This window comes from Mesorhizobium montanum (assembly GCF_033977145.1).
Taxonomy (GTDB): domain Bacteria; phylum Pseudomonadota; class Alphaproteobacteria; order Rhizobiales; family Rhizobiaceae; genus Mesorhizobium; species Mesorhizobium montanum.
Genome location: NZ_JAVIJF010000008.1, coordinates 26,011 through 43,201, shown reverse-complemented (window position 1 = coordinate 43,201; position 17,191 = coordinate 26,011). Strand labels below are relative to the sequence as shown.

The window sequence follows — 17,191 nt, the reverse complement described above, 5'->3', positions numbered from 1 at the left end:
TCGCGTATCGTCCAGCCATGACTCTCGGCTTCTTTCGCAATCTGACCAAGCCAAAGCCCACGCCTGTCGTGGAGCGGGAACATTGCGTCGCCGGTCGCACGCTGCCGCTGAAAATAGTCGAAAGCGCCAGGGCCAGGCGGCTCACGCTGCGCATCGATTCCGGCGGCCAGGGTCTGCGCATCACCGTGCCGCCGGGTCTGCGCCGCGGCGAGGTGGAAAAGTTCCTCGACCGCCACCAGGACTGGCTGGAGCAGCGCCTGGCCAAGGTGCCGACGCGGCCGCAGGTGCGGCCTGGTATCAAGGTCCCGATCCGCGGCGTGCCGCACCGCATCGTCCATGAGCCGGCAAAGCGCGGCTCCGTCACCGTCTCGCGAGACGAGCGCGGACCGCTCTTGATCGTCCATGGCGAGCGCATCCACCTGCCGCGCCGCATCGCCGATTACCTCAAGCGCGAGGCCAAGAAGGAGATCGAGAAGCTGGTGGTGAAGCACACCGAGGCGATCGGCAAGCGCGCCAAGGCGATACGATACAAGGATACGTCCAGCCGCTGGGGGTCATGCACCTCGGAGGGCAATCTCTCTTTCTCCTGGCGTATCATGATGGCGCCGGCGCCGGTGATAAACTACCTGGTGGCGCATGAGGTGGCGCATCTCAAGGAGATGAACCACGGCCCGAAATTCTGGAAACTGTGCGAGAAGCTTTGCCCGGATACCGACCGCTGCAAGGACTGGCTCAAGCGCAACGGCGGCGCCCTGCAGTCGATCGTGTTTGAGTAGGGCGTCTGCGAGGCGCCATTACGGCTGGCCGTCGCTCGTGGGCAACGCTGGAGATTAGCTGGGTCAGCTCAGCTTCGTCATCCTAGGGCGAAGCAAGGAGCGAAGCGACGCGCGTAGACCTAGGTTCCATGCCGTGACGCGTGAGCGGGGTCCAGAAGTTGCTTTGCCTTGACAAGAAGCGTCTCAGAACGGCGGTTATTCTCGGTCGCCGCATCCTGGGCGGACGTCACGGCATGGATCCTCGGGTCAAGCCCGAGGATGACGAAATCACGGTTGCCGCGCCCTGCGACCGCTCAATCGTCATTCGCCGCATTCAGCTCCTCCGGCCGCAACCCCTCTTCGCCCTGATGCGGCCACGGCAGAAAATTCCGATCAAAGGCATCGCTGCCGAAGTAATCCAGCGCCCGGTGCGCCTCGGCGCCGTTAAAGGCCGCCTTGTCCATCAGATGCATGATCACCTCGCGCGCCTGCGCGATCTTCTGCTTCAGTTCGGCGACGGTCTGGTCGGCCATGCTTATCGTGCTCCCGCCTGTGGTTCCTATATGAAGGTAGTGTTTTCCGCAGAGCCGGCAACAGCATGCTTTTTCTCGACTCTTCGGCCGTTTCGTGCCAAGTCCGCGCCATGACGCTCGACATCAAGATCTGCGGATTGAAGACCGACGCCGCGATGGCCGCCGCCCTTGCCGGCGGTGCCAGCCATGTCGGCTTCATTTTCTTCCCGAAGAGCCCGCGTTATGTCGAGCCGGCTGAGGCCGGGCGCCTCCGTGAAGCGGCGCGCGACAAGGCCTTGGCGGTTGCCGTCACCGTCGATGCCGATGATGCCTTTCTCGACGAGATCGTCGCCAGGATGCAGCCTGACATGCTGCAGCTGCATGGTTCCGAAACGCCCGAGCGGGTGGCGGAACTCAAGGCCTGTTACGGCCTGCCGGTGATGAAGGCGCTGTCGATCAGCGAGCCGGCCGATCTGCAGCGAATAAAGCCGTATATCGGCGTCGCTGACCACTTCCTCCTGGACTCCAAGCCGCCGATGGGGTCGCAATTGCCGGGCGGCAACGGCGTCGCCTTCGACTGGCGCATCCTTGCCGGCCTTGACGACGGCGTCGAATACATGCTTTCCGGGGGGCTCAATGCCGCCAATATCGGCGATGCCCTGAGACAGGCCAACCCCCCCGGAATAGATGTTTCGTCCGGTGTGGAAAGCGCTCCGGGCGTCAAGGATCCGGCGCTGATCGAGCAGTTTTTCCGGGCCGTCGGGGCCGCGCGCGACGACCGCGCCGCCTGAACGAACTTTTCAAACCCGAGCATGTCCCCGGAAAAGTGGGAACCGGTTTTCCGACAAGGACATGCTCGCAAGCCAAGATTTAGGAGATCGGCGATGAACAAGCCGGCAATGCCCAATTCCTTCCGCACCGGGCCCGACGAGCAGGGCATGTTCGGCATTTTCGGCGGTCGTTTCGTCGCCGAAACGTTGATGCCGCTGATCCTCGACCTTGAGCGGCACTGGAACGAGGTCAAGAACGATCCGGACTTCAAGGCCGAGCTGACGAACCTGTCGACCCACTATGCGGGGCGGCCGTCGAAACTCTATTTCGCCGAAGGCCTGACCAGGCATCTTCGGGAGGTTTCCTCGGCACAGGGCCTCGGGGGTGGCGCGAAAGTCTATTTCAAGCGCGAGGATTTGAACCACACCGGCTCGCACAAGATCAACAACTGCCTCGGCCAGATCCTGCTCGCCAAGCGCATGGGCAAGAAGCGCATCATCGCCGAGACCGGCGCCGGCCAGCATGGCGTCGCCGCCGCCACGGTCGCGGCGCGTTTCGGCTATCCGTGCGTCGTCTACATGGGCGCCACCGACGTCGCCCGCCAGAGCCCGAACGTATTCCGCATGAAGCTGCTTGGCGCCGAGGTGCGGCCGGTCACCGCCGGCCACGGCACGCTGAAGGACGCTATGAACGAGGCCCTGCGCGACTGGGTGACCAATGTCGAGGACACCTATTACCTGATCGGCACCGCCGCCGGCCCGCATCCCTATCCCGAGCTGGTTCGCGACTTCCAGTCGGTCATCGGCACCGAAGCCCGCGCGCAGATCCTCGAGCAGGAAGGCCGGCTGCCCGACACCATCATCGCCGCCGTCGGCGGCGGCTCCAACGCCATCGGCCTGTTCCATCCCTTCCTCGACGACAGGCAAGTCCGCATCATCGGCATCGAAGCCGGCGGGCGTGGACTCGACGGCATCGAGCATTGCGCCTCGATGAACGCCGGCGCGCCGGGCGTGCTGCACGGCAACCGCACTTACCTCCTGCAGAATGCCGACGGCCAGATCATGGACGGCCACTCGATCTCGGCCGGTCTCGACTATCCCGGCGTCGGCCCCGAGCATTCCTGGCTGCGCGACTCCGGCCGCGTCGAATATGTGCCGATCCTCGACGACGAGGCGCTGGAAGCCTTCCAGCTGACGACGCGCGTCGAAGGCATCATCCCGGCGCTGGAATCGGCGCATGCCATCGCCCACGCGATAAAGATCGTGCCCAAGATGGGCAAGGACCAGATCGTCATCGTCAATTTGTCCGGCCGCGGCGACAAGGACGTGCACACGGTGGCCTCGATGCTGGGCATGGAGATCTGACAATGACCACCCGCATCGACCGCCGCATGGCGAAGCTGAAGTCCGAAGGCCGTCCGGCGCTCGTTACCTATTTCATGGGTGGTGACCCGGACTATGGCACTTCGCTGTCGATCATGAAGGCGCTGCCCGCGGCGGGCGCCGACGTCATCGAGATGGGAATGCCGTTCTCGGACCCGATGGCCGATGGTCCGGCCATCCAGGCGGCTGGCCTGCGGGCGCTTAAGGGCGGCCAGACGCTGGCCAAAACGCTGAAGCTGGCGGCCGAATTCCGCGCCGGCGACAATGAAACGCCGATTGTGCTGATGGGCTACTACAACCCGATCTACATCTACGGCGTTGACCGCTTCCTCACTGACGCCAAGGCAAGCGGTATCGACGGCTTGATCGTCGTCGACCTGCCGCCGGAGATGGACGAGGAGCTTTGCATCCCGGCGCTGAAGGCCGGCGTGAACTTCATCCGGCTGGCGACGCCGACCACCGACGACAAGCGCCTGCCGAAGGTTTTGGAAAACACCTCCGGCTTCGTCTACTATGTCTCGATGACCGGCATTACCGGCTCCGCGCTTGCCGACACCGGGAAGGTGGCGGCGGCGGTCCAGCGCATCAAGGGCCACACCGATCTGCCGGTCTGCGTCGGCTTCGGCGTCAAGACCGCCGAGCAGGCCCGTGTCATCGGTGCCAATGCCGACGGCGTCGTCGTCGGTACCGCGATTGTCAACGCGGTTGCTAACGTGCTGGGCCCCAAGGGCGAAAAGACCGCCGATCCGGCCGAGGCCGTCGCCACACTGGTCAGCGGCCTTGCCCAGGGCGTTCGTTCGGCCCGCCTTGCTGCCGCCGAATAGCCCGACTATTTGTTGCCCGGCAATTCCGGTCGGAAAACCGCCACAGACTTTTCCTGGAATTGCTTGAAGTCCTTCCGGGACAGGAGCCGAAGCCATGAACTGGATCACCAATTACGTCCGCCCGAAGATCAATTCGATGCTCGGCCGGCGCACCGACATGCCGGAAAACCTCTGGATCAAGGATCCCGAGACCGGCGAGATGATCTTCCACAAGGATCTCGAATCCAACCAGTTCGTCATCCCGGCTTCCGGCCACCACATGAAGATCTCAGCCAAGGAGCGGCTGCGGTACTTTCTCGACGACGGCAAATACGAGCAGCTCGAAAACCCCAAGGTCGTTCTGGACCCGCTCAAATTCCGCGACGAGAAGCGGTACACCGATCGCCTGAAGGAGGCGAAGGCCAAGACCAGCCTCGAGGATGCGATCCTCAATGGCGCCGGCACCATCGACGGGCTGCCGGTCATCGTCACCGTGCAGGACTTCGCCTTCATGGGCGGCTCGCTCGGCATGGCCGCCGGCGAAGCCATCGTGCATGCCTTCGAGGTCGCGCTGCAGCGCAAGCGGCCGCTGATCCTGTTCGCGGCCTCCGGCGGCGCCCGCATGCAGGAAGGCATCCTGTCGCTGATGCAGTTGCCGCGCACCACGATCGGCGTCGACCGCCTGAAGGAAGCCGGCCTGCCCTATATCGTCGTGCTGACCAATCCGACCACCGGCGGCGTCACCGCCTCCTACGCCATGCTGGGCGACGTCCAGATCGCCGAGCCTGGCGCGCTGATCGGCTTTGCCGGCCCGCGCGTCATCGAGCAGACCATCCGCGAAAAGCTGCCCGACGGCTTCCAGCGCGCCGAATACCTGATGGAGCATGGCATGGTCGACATGGTGGTCTCGCGCCTGGAGATGCGGCAGACCATCGCACGGCTGCTGAAAATGCTGCTCAAGGTGCCGGAAGTAGAGAAGCCGCTCGAGCAGGAGATTTTACCGCCGGCAATCGTCAACGCCGAGACGCGGCCGCAGGTCTGAAGCGACGCTACCCGACGCGAACCGCGATTGCGCGCATCGCCGCGTGCGCTTAGGATTCCGCCATGACAACGCTTTCCGCCGACCGCGAAATCGAACATCTGATGACGCTGCATCCGAAAGGCTTCGACCTTTCGCTGGACCGCGTCACGCGGCTTCTCGAACGCCTAGCCAATCCGCAGGACCGGCTGCCACCGGTCATCCATATCGCCGGCACCAATGGCAAGGGTTCCTGCGCCGCCTTTTCGCGCGCATTGCTTGAGGCGGCCGGCCATCTCGTCCACGTCCACACCTCGCCCCATCTGGTGAACTGGCATGAGCGCTACCGGCTGGCGGCCGAAGGCGGCGGCAGGCTCGTCGACGACGACGTCTTTGCCGAGGCCATCGCTCGTGTCGCGGCGGCCAATGCAGACCAGAAGATCACCGTCTTCGAGATCCTCACCGCCGTCACTTTCATCCTGTTTTCGGAGCACCCGGCGGAGGCGGCGATCGTCGAGGTCGGCCTCGGGGGCCGCTTCGACGCCACCAATGTCATCACACGGCCGGCGGTTACGGTCATTATGCCGATATCGATGGACCACGAGGCTTATCTCGGCGACCGCGTCGAGCTGATCGCCGCCGAAAAGGCAGGCATCATGAAGCGCGGCTGCCCGGTGGTGATCGGCGCGCAGGAAAGCGAGACGGTACTTCAGGTGCTGATCGAGACGGCAGAGCGGCTGGATTGCCCGACCGTCGTCTATGGCCAGGATTTCCTCGCCTTCGAGGAGAACGGCCGCATGGTCTATCAGGACGAGGACGGGTTGATGGACCTGCCTTCGCCGCGCCTGCCCGGCCGCCACCAGTTCGCCAACGCCGCGGCGGCGATCGCCGCCGTCAAGGCGGCCGGCTTCGAGATCAGCCACCGCGCCACCGAAAAGGCGATGACCAATGTCGCCTGGCCGGCAAGGATGCAGAAGCTGACGCAGGGCAGGCTGGTCGAGCTCGCGCCGAAGGGCGCCGAGATCTGGCTGGATGGCGGTCACAATCCGGGCGCCGGCGTGGTCATCGCCGAAGCGTTGGCCGAGCAGGAAGAAAAGAACCCGAGGCCGCTGATCCTGATCTCCGGCATGATCAACACCAAGGATCAGACCGGCTATTTCAGCGCCTTCAAGGGCCTTGCCCGGCATGTCTATACAGTGCCGGTAAACAACAGCGACGCCGGTGCACCGAATGACGAGCTGGCGCTGCGCGCCACTGAGGCCGGCCTTTCGGCCGAGCCGGTGAGCTCGGTTGCCAGCGCGCTGATGCTGCTTCGCGACAGCTGGGACGGCCCGGCGCCGCGCATCCTGATCGGCGGCTCGCTTTATTTCGCCGGCGCGGTGCTGGCCGAGAACGGCACGCCGCCGACGTAAGCCAATTCCAGAGAGCGCGTCGCATTTCGGCGGGGGGCGAAAGGAACCGGCCATGATCAGCGTGAAGCAGCTCGCCCATGTTTGCATCTTTGCGCATGACCTGGAGGCGACGCGCAGCTTCTACCGGGACGTGCTCGGCATGGACACACGGTTCAATTTCCTGCGCGACGGCAAGATATTCGGCTTCTACCTCGACTGCGGCGGCCGCAGCCATGTCGAGGTGTTCGAGAAGAGCGCGGCCAGTTACAGCGAGCGCAACCAGATCAATCACTTTTGCCTCGAAGTAGAAGACATCGACGCCGCGGTCGCCCATATCCGGTCGAAGGGCATCGAGGCGACGCCGAAGAAGCTCGCCTGCGACGACACCTGGCAGGCCTGGATCACCGACCCCAACGGCGTGAGGATCGAGCTGTTCGAATATACCGGCAAAAGCGCGCAGTTCGCCGGCGGCGACCGCATCGCCGACTGGTAACTTATTGATCAGTCGGAAATTCGGCTACAGTTCACGGCCTTCACGGATAATTTTCTCCAGATCAATGTCGGCGCCGCTGCTTGCCGCCAGGCGAGCATAGAGGTTGGATGCGGGCTCGCGCCCAGCTTCCCGAATCTCATAGGATTCGAGGGATTCGAGCGCGCGTTCGACTACGTCTGCTATCGAGCGATTTTCCAGACGCGCAAGTCGATGAGCAAGGTCTCGTGCTTTTACGCTACGGACCGAGAGTTTTGGTAGGGCCATTTGAAACTCCGCTTCCCGGAAATGGATACCGGCAAGACTTAGCCATCAAGATAGCAGATGCTGGCTAGCCATCTCGCTTACTTCAGCTCGATCTCGATGAAGGCATATTCGCCGTCATTGGCGTTGATGACGTCGTGCTCGACACCTTCCCTGCGGAAATAGGGCGCGCCTTGCTTCATCTCGGCGAAGGATTCACCGTCCCCGGTCACCAGCTTCACCTTGCCGTCCATCAGCGGCACCACGACATAGTCGTGGCCGTGGCGGTGCCAGCCGGTGTTGGCGCCCGGTGCGAAACGGTATTCGGTGACGATCACCCGCTCATTGTCGACGTGGACGGTGGCTTTGGCGGTGCCGGTCATGGAGCTCTCCCTTTTCTATCTCTTTTTTACGCAATTCCGGACGGAAAACCGCCTCACACTTTTCCTAGAATTGCTTCAGCAAAGGCGATAGCGTGCCAAAGCGTCAGGGCCAGAGCGCGTCGAGCCATGGCGCCAAAGAAAAGCCCGGCGCGATGGCCGGGCTTCGTTCTTTGAATGCTTGGATTGGCTCAGGCGAGGCTGCCGTTGATCCAGTGCGACAGCGCGGTCTTTGGCGCGGCGCCCACCTTCATGTCGGCGACTTCGCCGTCCTTGAAGATCATCAGCGTCGGTATCGAGCGCACGCCATACTGCGCGGCAAGCTCGGGGTTTTCGTCGATGTTGAGCTTTGCGACCTTGATCTTGGCGCCAAGCTCGTTGGCAATGTCTTCCAGCGCCGGCGCGATCATCTTGCACGGGCCGCACCATTCGGCCCAGAAATCCACCACGACCGGCTCCTTGGCATTGAGCACATCGGCCTGGAAATTGCCCTTGTCGACCTTGACGGTGGCCATGCTGAAATCCTTTCGAAAACTCGGGTTGCACCAAATGTGGTGGTTGCGGCGGTGATGTTCAAGCAGTTCTTGTGTCACGCTGCCGTGAGTCGGGCAAGGGCGCCGTCCATGGCCGCTGCCGGCAGCTCGATCAGGCGCGGCGCCTCGGTGAACAGCAGCGCAGCCGTCACCTCGCGGCCCGGATAGAGCGGCTTGAGCAGCGCGCGGTAGAGCGCAAGCTGCAGCACATAGGCAGGCGGCACCTCCGCCAGGCTTTTGGGCGCCGGCCGGTTGGTCTTGTAGTCGACGATCGACACCTTTTCCGCGGTGACCGCCAGCCGGTCGATCTTGCCGGAGATCGAGCGCAGCTTGCCCTTTACGTCGAGGCTACCCATGACGGCCACCTCGGCGCGCGATGACGGCGAGAACAACGCTCCGAAGCGGTTGTCGGACAGGATCGACAGCACCGCGTCCAACGCCTTGTCGCGCTCGCCCGCCGGCCAATCGGCGCCGGCACGCGCCAGGTAGCGCTCCGCGGCGCTTTGCCTTTCGTCCTCCGCGATGCCGGGCAGCATTTGCAGCAATTTATGCAGGGCCAGACCGCGCATGACGGCAAAGCCGGGCTCGGCGGCGGGGTCGAGCACCGGCGAGCGTATGTCGGGGACAGCGTCTTTCGCCTCGTCGATCAGCGCCGAGGCGCCGGAAGGCGAAAGCGGTCGCGGCAGCTCCTCATAGGGCGGCAGCGGCCGGAACAGGTTTTCAGGCAACGGCGCGGCATGCTCGAATGGTCCTGCCTCGTCGACGCCGGTCGGCGCCACCGGTGGCAATTTCGTCATATGGAAGCGATGCACCGCCACATCGGCCGTCGCGGGATGCCGGCGCTCGGAACTTTCAGGCGCGCCCAGCAGCGCCCGGCTGACGATCGAATGCCAGGTGCCGGTGCTGGGCTGCCGCTTGCCGTGATAGCCGCAGACGACCAGCCGGTCCTCGGCGCGCGTCATGCCGACATAGAGCAGCCGCCTGTATTCGTCATCCGCCAGTTCGCGCGCCCGCCCCGAAGCCGCCTTTGAGACGCCGTTGGCGACATCGCTGGCCGAACGCCAGAGGTAGCCCTTGCCTTTCCATTGCGAACCCGAGCTCTCGAAGGGCATCAGCCGCGGCAAATGCTGGTCGCTGAACGGCGCCGAGCCGCCGTCGACCAGGAAGACGACCGGCGCCTCCAGCCCCTTGGCGGCATGCACGGTCATGACCCGTACCTCGTCGCGCGTCTGGTCCATCTCGCGCTTGATCTCGGGGCCGGCGTTTTCCAGCGTCGAGAGAAAGGACTCCAGTCCCGGCAGACCGGTGCGTTCCTCGGCCAGGCAAAAGCTCAGGAATTCGTCGAGGATGTCGCCGGCCTCCGGTCCGAGCCGCGCCGTCATCTTGCGCCGCAGGCCGTCGCGCGAAAGCACCGCAGCGTAGAATTCGAACACCGGCTTGAAAGCGACCTCGTTCGTCCAGGCATCGAGCCGGCTGACGACGGCGGCCAGGGCCTCGCCGCCGGCCGCATGCTGTCGCAGCGAGGCAATCAGCGACTGGCCTTTGGGCCGCTCGCCGGCAAGCGCCAGCAACGCTTCTTCGGAGACCTCGAAGATCGGGCTGCGCAGCACCGCGGCTAGCGAAAGATCGTCCTCCGGCTGGATGAGGAAACGGCCAAGCGCGATCAAATCCTGAACGGCGATATGCCCGGGCAGGCTCAACCTGTCGGCGCCGGCGACCGGAATCTGACGGTTCTTGAGGCTGCGCGACAGGGCGTGGACGAAACGGTCGCGCTTGCGCACCAGGACGAGGATGTCGCCGGCGGTCAGTTTCCTGCCCTTGCCTTCGATCATCTCGCCATTGCGCAGCCAGGTCTGGATGGTCGTCGCCACATGCTCGGCCACCCGCACGGCCGGCGCGCTGGCATGGTTGACCGGCAGCGTCCAGTCGTCCGGTTCCTCGACCATTTCGGCGCCGACCGAGGGCCATACCTCGACATAACCCGGCGCGTCATTGCGGATCGCCTTGTGAACCAAAGGATCGGGATCGTGGCTGATGCCGCGCCGCACGCCCGGTTCGGCGAAGACGCGGTCGACGGCGGCAAGCACGTCGTCGCTCGAACGGAACGACCAGGTGAGCCGGAGATCGGCGAAGGCGGCTTCGGCGTCGCGCACGCGGCCGGCAAACAAAAGCCGGCTTTCGGCAAAGGAATCCGGCGCCGCGCCCTGGAAGGAGTAGATCGACTGCTTCTCGTCGCCGACGGCAAAGACCGTGCGCTTGACCGCCTCGCGCTGGCCGAGCCCGGCGAAGAATTCCTCCGTCAGCTTCTTCACCACTTCCCACTGGTCCGGGCTGGTGTCCTGCGCCTCGTCGAGCAGGATGTGGTCGATGCCCTGGTCGAGCTTGAACTGCACCCACGGCCCGGCATCGGGCCGCGACAAGAGACCGACCGTGCGGGTGATCAGGTCGTTGAAGTCGAGGAAGCCGCGCCTGCGCTTCAACTGCTCATAGCGCGCGATCAGCCAGCCGGCGACGGTGAGCGCCGCCGCTGTCCCTTCGAGCATGCGAAACAGCGCCAGCCGGTCGGTTACGTCGAGGATTGCCTTTGCCGCCGCGAAATAGCGGTCCGGCAGGTCGGGCAGGCGGTCGACCAGAGCCTTTCGGAAAATCTTGGGCGGATCGTAAGGGTCGCCGTCGGCGCGCAAGAATGCCTTGGCGAGCAGCCGCAGCCGCCGGATCGGATCGGCCTCGGCAAAGGCACTCTGCGCATAAGGCAGCACATTGTTCAGCACTTGCTTCGCGTCGGCGGCATCCGCGGCATGCGCGAATTCGGCGAATTGACTGGGGGCGAAGCCAGGCAGCGGCCAGAGGGAAGCGGCGATGTCCTCGGCCGTCTGCCCGGGCCGGAAGCCGAATTCGACGAACAGCGGCCGAAAGTCCCGATCCTTGCCGAGCTTGGCGATGAAGTCGCGCAATTCGTCGCGCTTGTTGACGATCTCGGCGAGCAGCGTGTCGAGCCCGAACTCGCCGCCGCGCTCCAGCACCGTGGCAAAGGCTTCCGCCAGCCCTTCGACGCCCGCACCTGCGCCCGAGATCATGTCGCGGCGGGCCTCGCCGAACAGCGAAGCCTCCATCTGCGGATCGAGCATCTCGAAATGCGCCGTAATGTTGGCCTCCAGCGGGAACTGGTGCAGCACCGATTCGCAGAAAGCGTGGATGGTCTGGATCTTTAGCCCGCCCGGCGTCTCGAGCGCCTCGGCAAACAGCCGGCGCGCGCGCCGCATCATGTCGCGGTCGGCGCCGCGGCCGTCGAGCGCCGCGATCCTGACCGCAAGCTCGGCATCGGGCAGCGCTGTCCATTCCGACAGGGTCGAAAAAACCCGGTTCGACATGTTGGCGGCGGCCGCGCGCGTATAGGTCAGGCACAGGATCTTCGATGGATCGGTGCCGTTGAGCAGCAGCCGGATGACACGCTGCGCCAGCACGTGCGTCTTGCCCGACCCGGCATTCGCCGACACCCAGGCGGAATTGGCCGGATCCGAAGCGCGCGCCTGGCTGGCGGCGGTAGCGGAGGGGATCGGATATTTCATCCTTCCGCCTCGTCTTCGCTGGCGCCGCCGGCCGACCATTCCAGCACACGCGCCAGATGGTCGTAGTCGCCGTCGGCTTCGCCCTCGCGGAACGGCAGCGCGCGCGACAGATAGCCGGTTGCCGGATCCGCGTAGTGAAACAGCAGCCGTTCCAGCCGCGCCCAGGCTTCCTCGGAAAGGTCGTTGGCGGTGCGAAGTTTCCGGTTGTATTCCAGGATGGATTCCGGATCGACATCGCCGTTCGCCTTCAGCCGCACGAAGGCAAGCTGCGAAGGCTCGCGAATGCCGAGCTCCTTGAAGGCGCCGCGCCTGAGCAGCGCGCCTTCCAACGCAAGCTGCGGCGACAGCAGCGTGTGTGCCTGGGCCTTTGAAGGCGAGGAACCGGTCTTGTAGTCGAGGATGTCGGCCATGCCGCCGGCGAGCAGATCGATCCGGTCGGCTCGGCCTGACAAGGTAATACCAGTTCGGCCGACAACGGTCTTTTCAGCACGCTCCTCGGCATGCCGACTGACTACATCAGGTGCCCGCGCTCGCTCCCATTGAATGATGTTGACCGCGAGCTTTTCGAAACGCGGCCACCACACCGCTTCGATGTCGGGCGGAAGCGCTGCGTCCGCAAAACAGGTGCGGCCGGTGTCGACAAGGGCCGCCAGCGCACCCGGCGCGCGTGGATCGTCGACCCGTCGCGAGAACAAATGCAGGATTTCATGGAACAGCGTGCCGCGTTCGGCGGCACCCGGATCGCGGATCAGCGGATCGAGCGGCATCAGGCCGAGAATGCGCCGCGCATAGACCGCGTAGGGATCGCGGCGCAGCGTCTCGATCTCGGTGACCGAGAAATGCCGCGGGCGCTGGCTGAGCGGCGGCTTCGGCTGCGGGCGGGGCGCAAAATCCTTCTTCTCGCCGGCATCGAGCGCGCGCGCCCAGGCAAGCAATGCATCGCCGCGCCCGCGAAGTGCGGCCGCCGGCTCCTTGCCGATGAAGGTCAGGATGCGCTGCAGCCAGCGCGACGGCACCGCCGGCGCGTCGCCCGAACGTGCCGAACGCGCCAGCACCACTTCCCTGGCGCCCATCGCCATCTGGAAGTCATGGGCGGCAAGGCCGATGCGCCGCTCCGGCGGCTCGAGGTCGATGCCGGTTTTCATAAGCCGCGACATGAAGCGGTCGCTCTCGGGCTTGCGAGGCCACACGCCTTCGTTCAGCCCGCCGATGACCAGAGTGTCGACGTTTTGCAGCCGGGCCTCCAGCGCACCCCAGATGGCAATGTTGCGGTCGGTGCCTTGCGCCGGCTTGACCGTTTCCGGCGCAATCAGCGCCTCCATCACATCGGGCCATTCGCTCGCCGCGAAGGTGAAGGGTGAGGACGCCGCCACCAGTCCGCGCAGCAGCTCGGCAAGCTTTTCGCCGGCGTCCCCGGCATAGAGTTCCGCCAGGCTGCTATCGGCCGCGCGGCCCAGATCCTCCAGCGCAACCACGCTCGCGCGCGTCAGCGTCGCGATGTCGGCGTCTTTCTCGTCGCGCAGCGCGGCGAGCGGCAAGAGGGCGTTGGTAAGACGGCTAAGCACATCTTGCGCCTGCTCTATGCCGCGCACGGTCAGGCGCGAAAACCAGAAAGGCTGCCTTGTATCGCCACTCAGCTCCGCTAGCCGTATGTCGAAAAGCTTACCGAGCGAAGCGACGTCGGGCCGACCCGTGCCGCCGCGCAGTGCCACCAGCTCGATAAGCTCGGTCGCCTTGCGCACGCTTCGGCGTTCCAGACCGAGCCCGAGCAGCGGATGCTTGAGCAAGGAAAGCAGGCTTACCGGATCACCGGGCCGAAACGCGGCGCTCAGCGCCAGCCTGAGCAGGCCGGCGGCTGGCGTGTTGGTGAGCGGCGTGCCGCCGGAATCGTCGGCAACCACGCCGAAACGCAGAAGCTCCGCCGAAACCCGCCGCGCCAATGCCCGGTCGCCGGTGACCAGCGCCGCGCGCTTGCCCGGCACCTCCACCGCCCGCTTCAACGCGATTGCGATTGCCGCCGCCTCGTCGCGTTCGTTCGCCGCCTCCACCAGCGTCACGCCGGCCAGCGCCTGTTCGACATCGCTTGCCGAAAAACGCGGCCGCGTCTCGGTCCAATATTCGGTGGTTTCGGCCGAACGCAGCGCTTCGCCGACAAGCGCCGTGCGCAACGCAAGCGGAGGTGGCGCCGCGACGATATCCTCGACATCGCGGCGCGGAACACCGATGCCGCCGATCAACTTGGCGAGGCCATATTGCGGATGGCCGAGCGTTGCCGGCCGGGCGCCAGGCGCAGAGATCGCCGCGAATGAGGCATCGTCCAGGTCTCGGTCGAGCCCGGGAAGCACGACGGCGCCGTTGGGCAGGCCGGCGATAATGCCAAGCAGTTCGGCGGTGGCGGGAATGGAGCCGGTCGAGCCGGCGGCGATCACCGGTCCTGCAGGCGGATTGCGCTTCAGCCGCGCCGCCTCCAGGCGGATCAGCGCGCTGCGGTGCGCGGCGGGATTGGAGCGGTTGCGCTCCTTGAGCAAGTCCGGCCAGTTGTCGGTGACGATGCCGAGGAAATCGAGCGTTACCTGCCACCAGCCGGCGAGGTTGCCGGTGACCAGCGTCGCAAGCTTCGCCCAGTCCGTGCCTTCGGTCTCGATCTCGTCCATCAGCCGGGCGAGGTCGCGCGCCAGCCAGATGGCATCGGCGGCCGAGGTCGGCACGACGAATTCCTCGTTGAACCGCTCCCTGACATGCGCCGGCAGGCTCTCCTTCCAGGCGCGCACCAAAGGCGCCAGCAAGAGCAGCCGCTCCTGCGCGGCGATCGGTGGCGCAAGGTCTATTGCCGGTGCCGCCTCAGTATCGAAGGCCGCTTCGTCCTCGTCGAATTCGCCGAGCGGCCGCACCGTTGGCAGAATGGCCGAGCGTCCACCGAGCATGTCGACGAAGGCGCCGCGCAGCGCCCGCGCCGCGCGCCGCGTCGGCACATAGATGGTGGCATCGGCGAGCGCCAGCGGATCGCCGTCGAAGCGGAAGCCGGGGATCAGCCGACCGTCGAGCAGCGCCCCCGCCAGAGTCGGCAGGAACGGCGCTCCGGGCGGGATTGAAAAGACGCGGCGCGAGCCGCTCATACCGCTTTCGCTAAAGCGCCGGCGACCGCCGCCTCGGCCACCGGAATGGCGTCCGGCGTGCCGACGGTGATCCAGCTTCCATTCATCTTCATGCCGAACAGGCGCCCAGCGGCGATCGCCTTGTCGAAATAGAGATTGAGCGAATGCGAGCCCGTCGGCGCATTCTTGAAGATGCGCGGATGGATGATCGCCGCACCCGCGTAGATCAGCCCCGTCGGGTCACCTTTCGAGCGCTGTAAGGCACCATCGGCGGCAACCAGGAAGTCGGTGCCGACGCAATGTCCGGTCGCTGAGTCGAGATCGGTAAGCATCAGCAGAATATCCATTCTGGTAGCGTCCCACGCAAGGGCAAGGCGTTCGAGGCTGGGCTCACCACTGTCGATCCAGAAAGTGTCGGCGTTGACGACGTAGAAGGGCGCATCGCCCAAAAGCGGCAATGCCTGGACGATGCCGCCCGCCGAGTCCAGCAGCGCCTCGCGCTCGTCGGAGATGACGACCTTCGGCGCCTTGCGGCCGGCGACATGGGCGATGATCTGCTCGGACAGATAATGCACGTTGACGACGGCCTTGGCGGCGCCGGCTGCCTCGAGGCTATCCAGTCCCCAGTCGAGCAAGGTCTTGCCGGCGATCTTGACCAGCGGCTTCGGCATTGTGTCGGTGATCGGCCGCATGCGCTTGCCAAGCCCGGCCGCCAGCACCATCGCGGTCGTCGGCTTCATGGCGAGCGGTCCTCGAGCAGGCCGTGGGTCATGTAGAAATCCTTCAGGCCAGCCAGCGCCGGATGCGCCAGCGCCCGCCTCAGGTAATCGCGGATGCGCGGCAGGTGCTTCAGATAGTAAGGCTTGCCGTCGCGCTTTTCGAGCCGCACGAAGATGCCGAGGATCTTCGAATTGCGCTGCGCCGCCATGATCGCATAGGCCTCGGCGAAACCGGCCTTGTCGAAAGCGCCGGCGGCGCGCCGCGCCGCGACATAAGCCTTGACCGTCCGCCGCTCGATCTTGGGCGAGACGGTGACGCGCGCATCCATGGCTAGAGAAGCGACGTCATAGGCGGCCGGTCCGATCAGCGCGTCCTGGACGTCGACGATGCCGAGCCGGTCGAGGCCGGATCGCTCCGCGCGCCAGATGATGTTGGGCGAATGGAAATCGCGCAGCATTAGCGTGTATTCGCTGCCCGCCAGGCGATCGAGAAGGGCATTCCAAACCTTATGATAGCCTGCCCGCAATTCATCGTTTGCCGGTCCGCCGGTGATCCATGGCACATACCAGTCGACCAGCAGATCGGCCTCGATCAGCATGGCTTCGCGATCGAAGGGCGGCACGTCGTGGTACACGCTTGGCGCTGCTTCCATGCGCTCGGGCCAAGCCTTGCCATGCATCATGGCCAGCAACTCGGCCGCCGCTTCGTAACGTTCGGCGATGGGCTGGCCGTCGTGGCCGAGAAAACCTTCCGAGCCGAGATGTTCGATGAGCAGAAAGCCCTGGTCGAGGTCCTGGGCATGGATCACGGGAACGCTGACGCCGGCTGCAAGCAGCGCCCGGTCGATGGCGACGAAGGCGGTGACGGACTGGGCCGTATGGGCGATCACCGCATAGGGCTTGCCGTCGCGTACCGGCGGCCCGAGCACGAGGCGCGGCGAGTTCATCAGCACGCGCGGCGCCTGGCCGGGCAGCGAGACGATTTCGTAGGAGCGGGCGGAAGCGTCGCCGATGAAATGGCGGCGGCTGGCCTCGCCCCACCCGGCGGCGGCCAGGAAATCGCGCATGGCCAGCGATCGCGCCACGCGCTCGAAGACCGGTCCCTGTCCCGACAGCCTCGCCACGCGGCCTTCGCCGCGTTCGGCAAGATCGATCCACAGCGCGGTTCCCGGCAGCCGGTCTCCGGCCCGTTCCGGCCATTCGACCAGTGCCGCGCCCTGGGTGAGCGCATCGTCGAGGCCGAGCTCGTCGAGCTCGTCCGGCGCCGACAGCCGGTAGAGGTCGAAATGATGGACCGGAACACGCGTCTCGTAGCTTTGCACCAGCGTGAAGGTCGGGCTCGGCACTTCGAGGCCGGTATCGTCGGCGAGTGCCCGGATCAGCGCCCGGGCCAGCGTCGATTTGCCGGCGCCGAGATCGCCTTTCAGCGCGATCGCATCGCCGGCGCGCAACGCCATGGCGAGGTCCTCGCCAAGCCTTGCCGTTGCCGCCTCGTCGGCGAGAAAACGCTCCAGCAACGTCCCTGCCATG

The 17,191-nt window shown here is 65.3% G+C and carries 15 protein-coding genes; 7 read left to right on the top strand and 8 right to left on the bottom strand.

Annotation, left to right across the window (positions count from 1 at the left end; genetic code table 11):
* Positions 1–17 precede the first annotated feature (17 nt).
* Complete coding sequence (locus RFM68_RS12575; RefSeq protein ID WP_320233299.1) at positions 18–776, top strand: M48 family metallopeptidase; 759 nt, start codon at positions 18–20, stop codon at positions 774–776.
* 293 nt (positions 777–1,069) lie between these two features.
* On the opposite strand, the gene RFM68_RS12570 is transcribed toward RFM68_RS12575, so the two are convergent.
* The gene (locus RFM68_RS12570) at positions 1,070–1,288 is read right to left on the bottom strand and encodes a hypothetical protein (RefSeq protein WP_320233298.1); all 219 of its coding nucleotides are present in this window, start codon (positions 1,286–1,288) and stop codon (positions 1,070–1,072) included.
* 110 nt (positions 1,289–1,398) lie between these two features.
* Here RFM68_RS12570 and RFM68_RS12565 point away from each other — a divergent pair, with 110 nt between their 5' ends.
* From RFM68_RS12565 to RFM68_RS12540, 6 genes are all read left to right on the top strand, one after another.
* Positions 1,399–2,058 carry a phosphoribosylanthranilate isomerase gene (locus tag RFM68_RS12565; protein ID WP_320233505.1) on the top strand — a complete coding sequence of 220 codons (660 nt, stop codon included), beginning with the start codon at positions 1,399–1,401 and terminating at the stop codon, positions 2,056–2,058.
* Positions 2,059–2,151: 93 nt separating this feature from the next.
* The gene (trpB, locus tag RFM68_RS12560) at positions 2,152–3,402 is read left to right on the top strand and encodes a tryptophan synthase subunit beta (protein ID WP_320233297.1); all 1,251 of its coding nucleotides are present in this window, start codon (positions 2,152–2,154) and stop codon (positions 3,400–3,402) included.
* A gap of 2 nt (positions 3,403–3,404) precedes the next feature.
* Positions 3,405–4,244, top strand: coding sequence for a tryptophan synthase subunit alpha (gene trpA / locus RFM68_RS12555; protein WP_320233296.1), 840 nt, complete (start codon positions 3,405–3,407; stop codon positions 4,242–4,244).
* A 94-nt stretch (positions 4,245–4,338) separates the two neighbouring features.
* Positions 4,339–5,265: an acetyl-CoA carboxylase, carboxyltransferase subunit beta gene (accD, locus tag RFM68_RS12550; protein ID WP_320233295.1), complete on the top strand. Its 927-nt coding sequence runs from the start codon at positions 4,339–4,341 to the stop codon at positions 5,263–5,265.
* Between the two features lie 62 nt (positions 5,266–5,327).
* The gene (locus RFM68_RS12545; RefSeq protein WP_320233294.1) at positions 5,328–6,653 is read left to right on the top strand and encodes a bifunctional folylpolyglutamate synthase/dihydrofolate synthase; all 1,326 of its coding nucleotides are present in this window, start codon (positions 5,328–5,330) and stop codon (positions 6,651–6,653) included.
* Between the two features lie 52 nt (positions 6,654–6,705).
* Complete coding sequence (locus RFM68_RS12540; protein WP_320233293.1) at positions 6,706–7,125, top strand: VOC family protein; 420 nt, start codon at positions 6,706–6,708, stop codon at positions 7,123–7,125.
* Between the two features lie 24 nt (positions 7,126–7,149).
* Here RFM68_RS12540 and RFM68_RS12535 read toward each other — a convergent pair whose 3' ends face one another.
* The 7 genes from RFM68_RS12535 to tsaE form a co-directional block, all read right to left on the bottom strand.
* Positions 7,150–7,389, bottom strand: coding sequence for a plasmid stabilization protein (locus RFM68_RS12535; protein WP_320233292.1), 240 nt, complete (start codon positions 7,387–7,389; stop codon positions 7,150–7,152).
* A 77-nt stretch (positions 7,390–7,466) separates the two neighbouring features.
* A complete protein-coding gene (locus RFM68_RS12530; RefSeq protein ID WP_320233291.1) occupies positions 7,467–7,748 on the bottom strand; it encodes a cupin domain-containing protein in 282 nt (93 codons plus the stop codon).
* A 188-nt stretch (positions 7,749–7,936) separates the two neighbouring features.
* The gene (gene trxA / locus RFM68_RS12525; RefSeq protein ID WP_320233290.1) at positions 7,937–8,260 is read right to left on the bottom strand and encodes a thioredoxin; all 324 of its coding nucleotides are present in this window, start codon (positions 8,258–8,260) and stop codon (positions 7,937–7,939) included.
* 74 nt (positions 8,261–8,334) lie between these two features.
* On the bottom strand, positions 8,335–11,847 hold the full coding sequence (gene addA / locus RFM68_RS12520) for a double-strand break repair helicase AddA (protein ID WP_320233289.1): 3,513 nt from the start codon (positions 11,845–11,847) through the stop codon (positions 8,335–8,337).
* Positions 11,844–14,963 (bottom strand): double-strand break repair protein AddB, encoded by a 3,120-nt coding sequence (addB, locus tag RFM68_RS12515; RefSeq protein ID WP_320233288.1) that lies wholly within the window; start codon positions 14,961–14,963, stop codon positions 11,844–11,846. The genes addA and addB overlap by 4 nt, the downstream gene beginning before the upstream one ends.
* On the bottom strand, positions 14,960–15,682 hold the full coding sequence (locus RFM68_RS12510; protein WP_320233287.1) for a nucleotidyltransferase family protein: 723 nt from the start codon (positions 15,680–15,682) through the stop codon (positions 14,960–14,962). Before RFM68_RS12510 ends, addB begins: the two co-directional genes overlap by 4 nt.
* Positions 15,679–17,190, bottom strand: coding sequence for a tRNA (adenosine(37)-N6)-threonylcarbamoyltransferase complex ATPase subunit type 1 TsaE (tsaE, locus tag RFM68_RS12505; protein ID WP_320233286.1), 1,512 nt, complete (start codon positions 17,188–17,190; stop codon positions 15,679–15,681). The genes RFM68_RS12510 and tsaE overlap by 4 nt, the downstream gene beginning before the upstream one ends.
* Between the last annotated feature and the right edge of the window lies 1 nt (position 17,191).

Excerpts from the sequence above, each read along its gene's own strand:
- tsaE (WP_320233286.1), bottom strand. The coding sequence starts at position 17,190 with ATGGCAGGGACGTTGCTGGAGCGTTTTCTCGCCGACGAGGCGGCAACG.
- RFM68_RS12530 (WP_320233291.1), bottom strand. The coding sequence starts at position 7,748 with ATGACCGGCACCGCCAAAGCCACCGTCCACGTCGACAATGAGCGGGTG.
- trpB (WP_320233297.1), top strand. The coding sequence starts at position 2,152 with ATGAACAAGCCGGCAATGCCCAATTCCTTCCGCACCGGGCCCGACGAG.
- addB (WP_320233288.1), bottom strand. The coding sequence starts at position 14,963 with ATGAGCGGCTCGCGCCGCGTCTTTTCAATCCCGCCCGGAGCGCCGTTC.
- RFM68_RS12545 (WP_320233294.1), top strand. The coding sequence starts at position 5,328 with ATGACAACGCTTTCCGCCGACCGCGAAATCGAACATCTGATGACGCTG.
- trpA (WP_320233296.1), top strand. The coding sequence starts at position 3,405 with ATGACCACCCGCATCGACCGCCGCATGGCGAAGCTGAAGTCCGAAGGC.
- RFM68_RS12535 (WP_320233292.1), bottom strand. The coding sequence starts at position 7,389 with ATGGCCCTACCAAAACTCTCGGTCCGTAGCGTAAAAGCACGAGACCTT.
- RFM68_RS12575 (WP_320233299.1), top strand. The coding sequence starts at position 18 with ATGACTCTCGGCTTCTTTCGCAATCTGACCAAGCCAAAGCCCACGCCT.
- addA (WP_320233289.1), bottom strand. The coding sequence starts at position 11,847 with ATGAAATATCCGATCCCCTCCGCTACCGCCGCCAGCCAGGCGCGCGCT.
- RFM68_RS12570 (WP_320233298.1), bottom strand. The coding sequence starts at position 1,288 with ATGGCCGACCAGACCGTCGCCGAACTGAAGCAGAAGATCGCGCAGGCG.
- accD (WP_320233295.1), top strand. The coding sequence starts at position 4,339 with ATGAACTGGATCACCAATTACGTCCGCCCGAAGATCAATTCGATGCTC.
- RFM68_RS12510 (WP_320233287.1), bottom strand. The coding sequence starts at position 15,682 with ATGAAGCCGACGACCGCGATGGTGCTGGCGGCCGGGCTTGGCAAGCGC.
- RFM68_RS12540 (WP_320233293.1), top strand. The coding sequence starts at position 6,706 with ATGATCAGCGTGAAGCAGCTCGCCCATGTTTGCATCTTTGCGCATGAC.
- RFM68_RS12565 (WP_320233505.1), top strand. The coding sequence starts at position 1,399 with ATGACGCTCGACATCAAGATCTGCGGATTGAAGACCGACGCCGCGATG.
- trxA (WP_320233290.1), bottom strand. The coding sequence starts at position 8,260 with ATGGCCACCGTCAAGGTCGACAAGGGCAATTTCCAGGCCGATGTGCTC.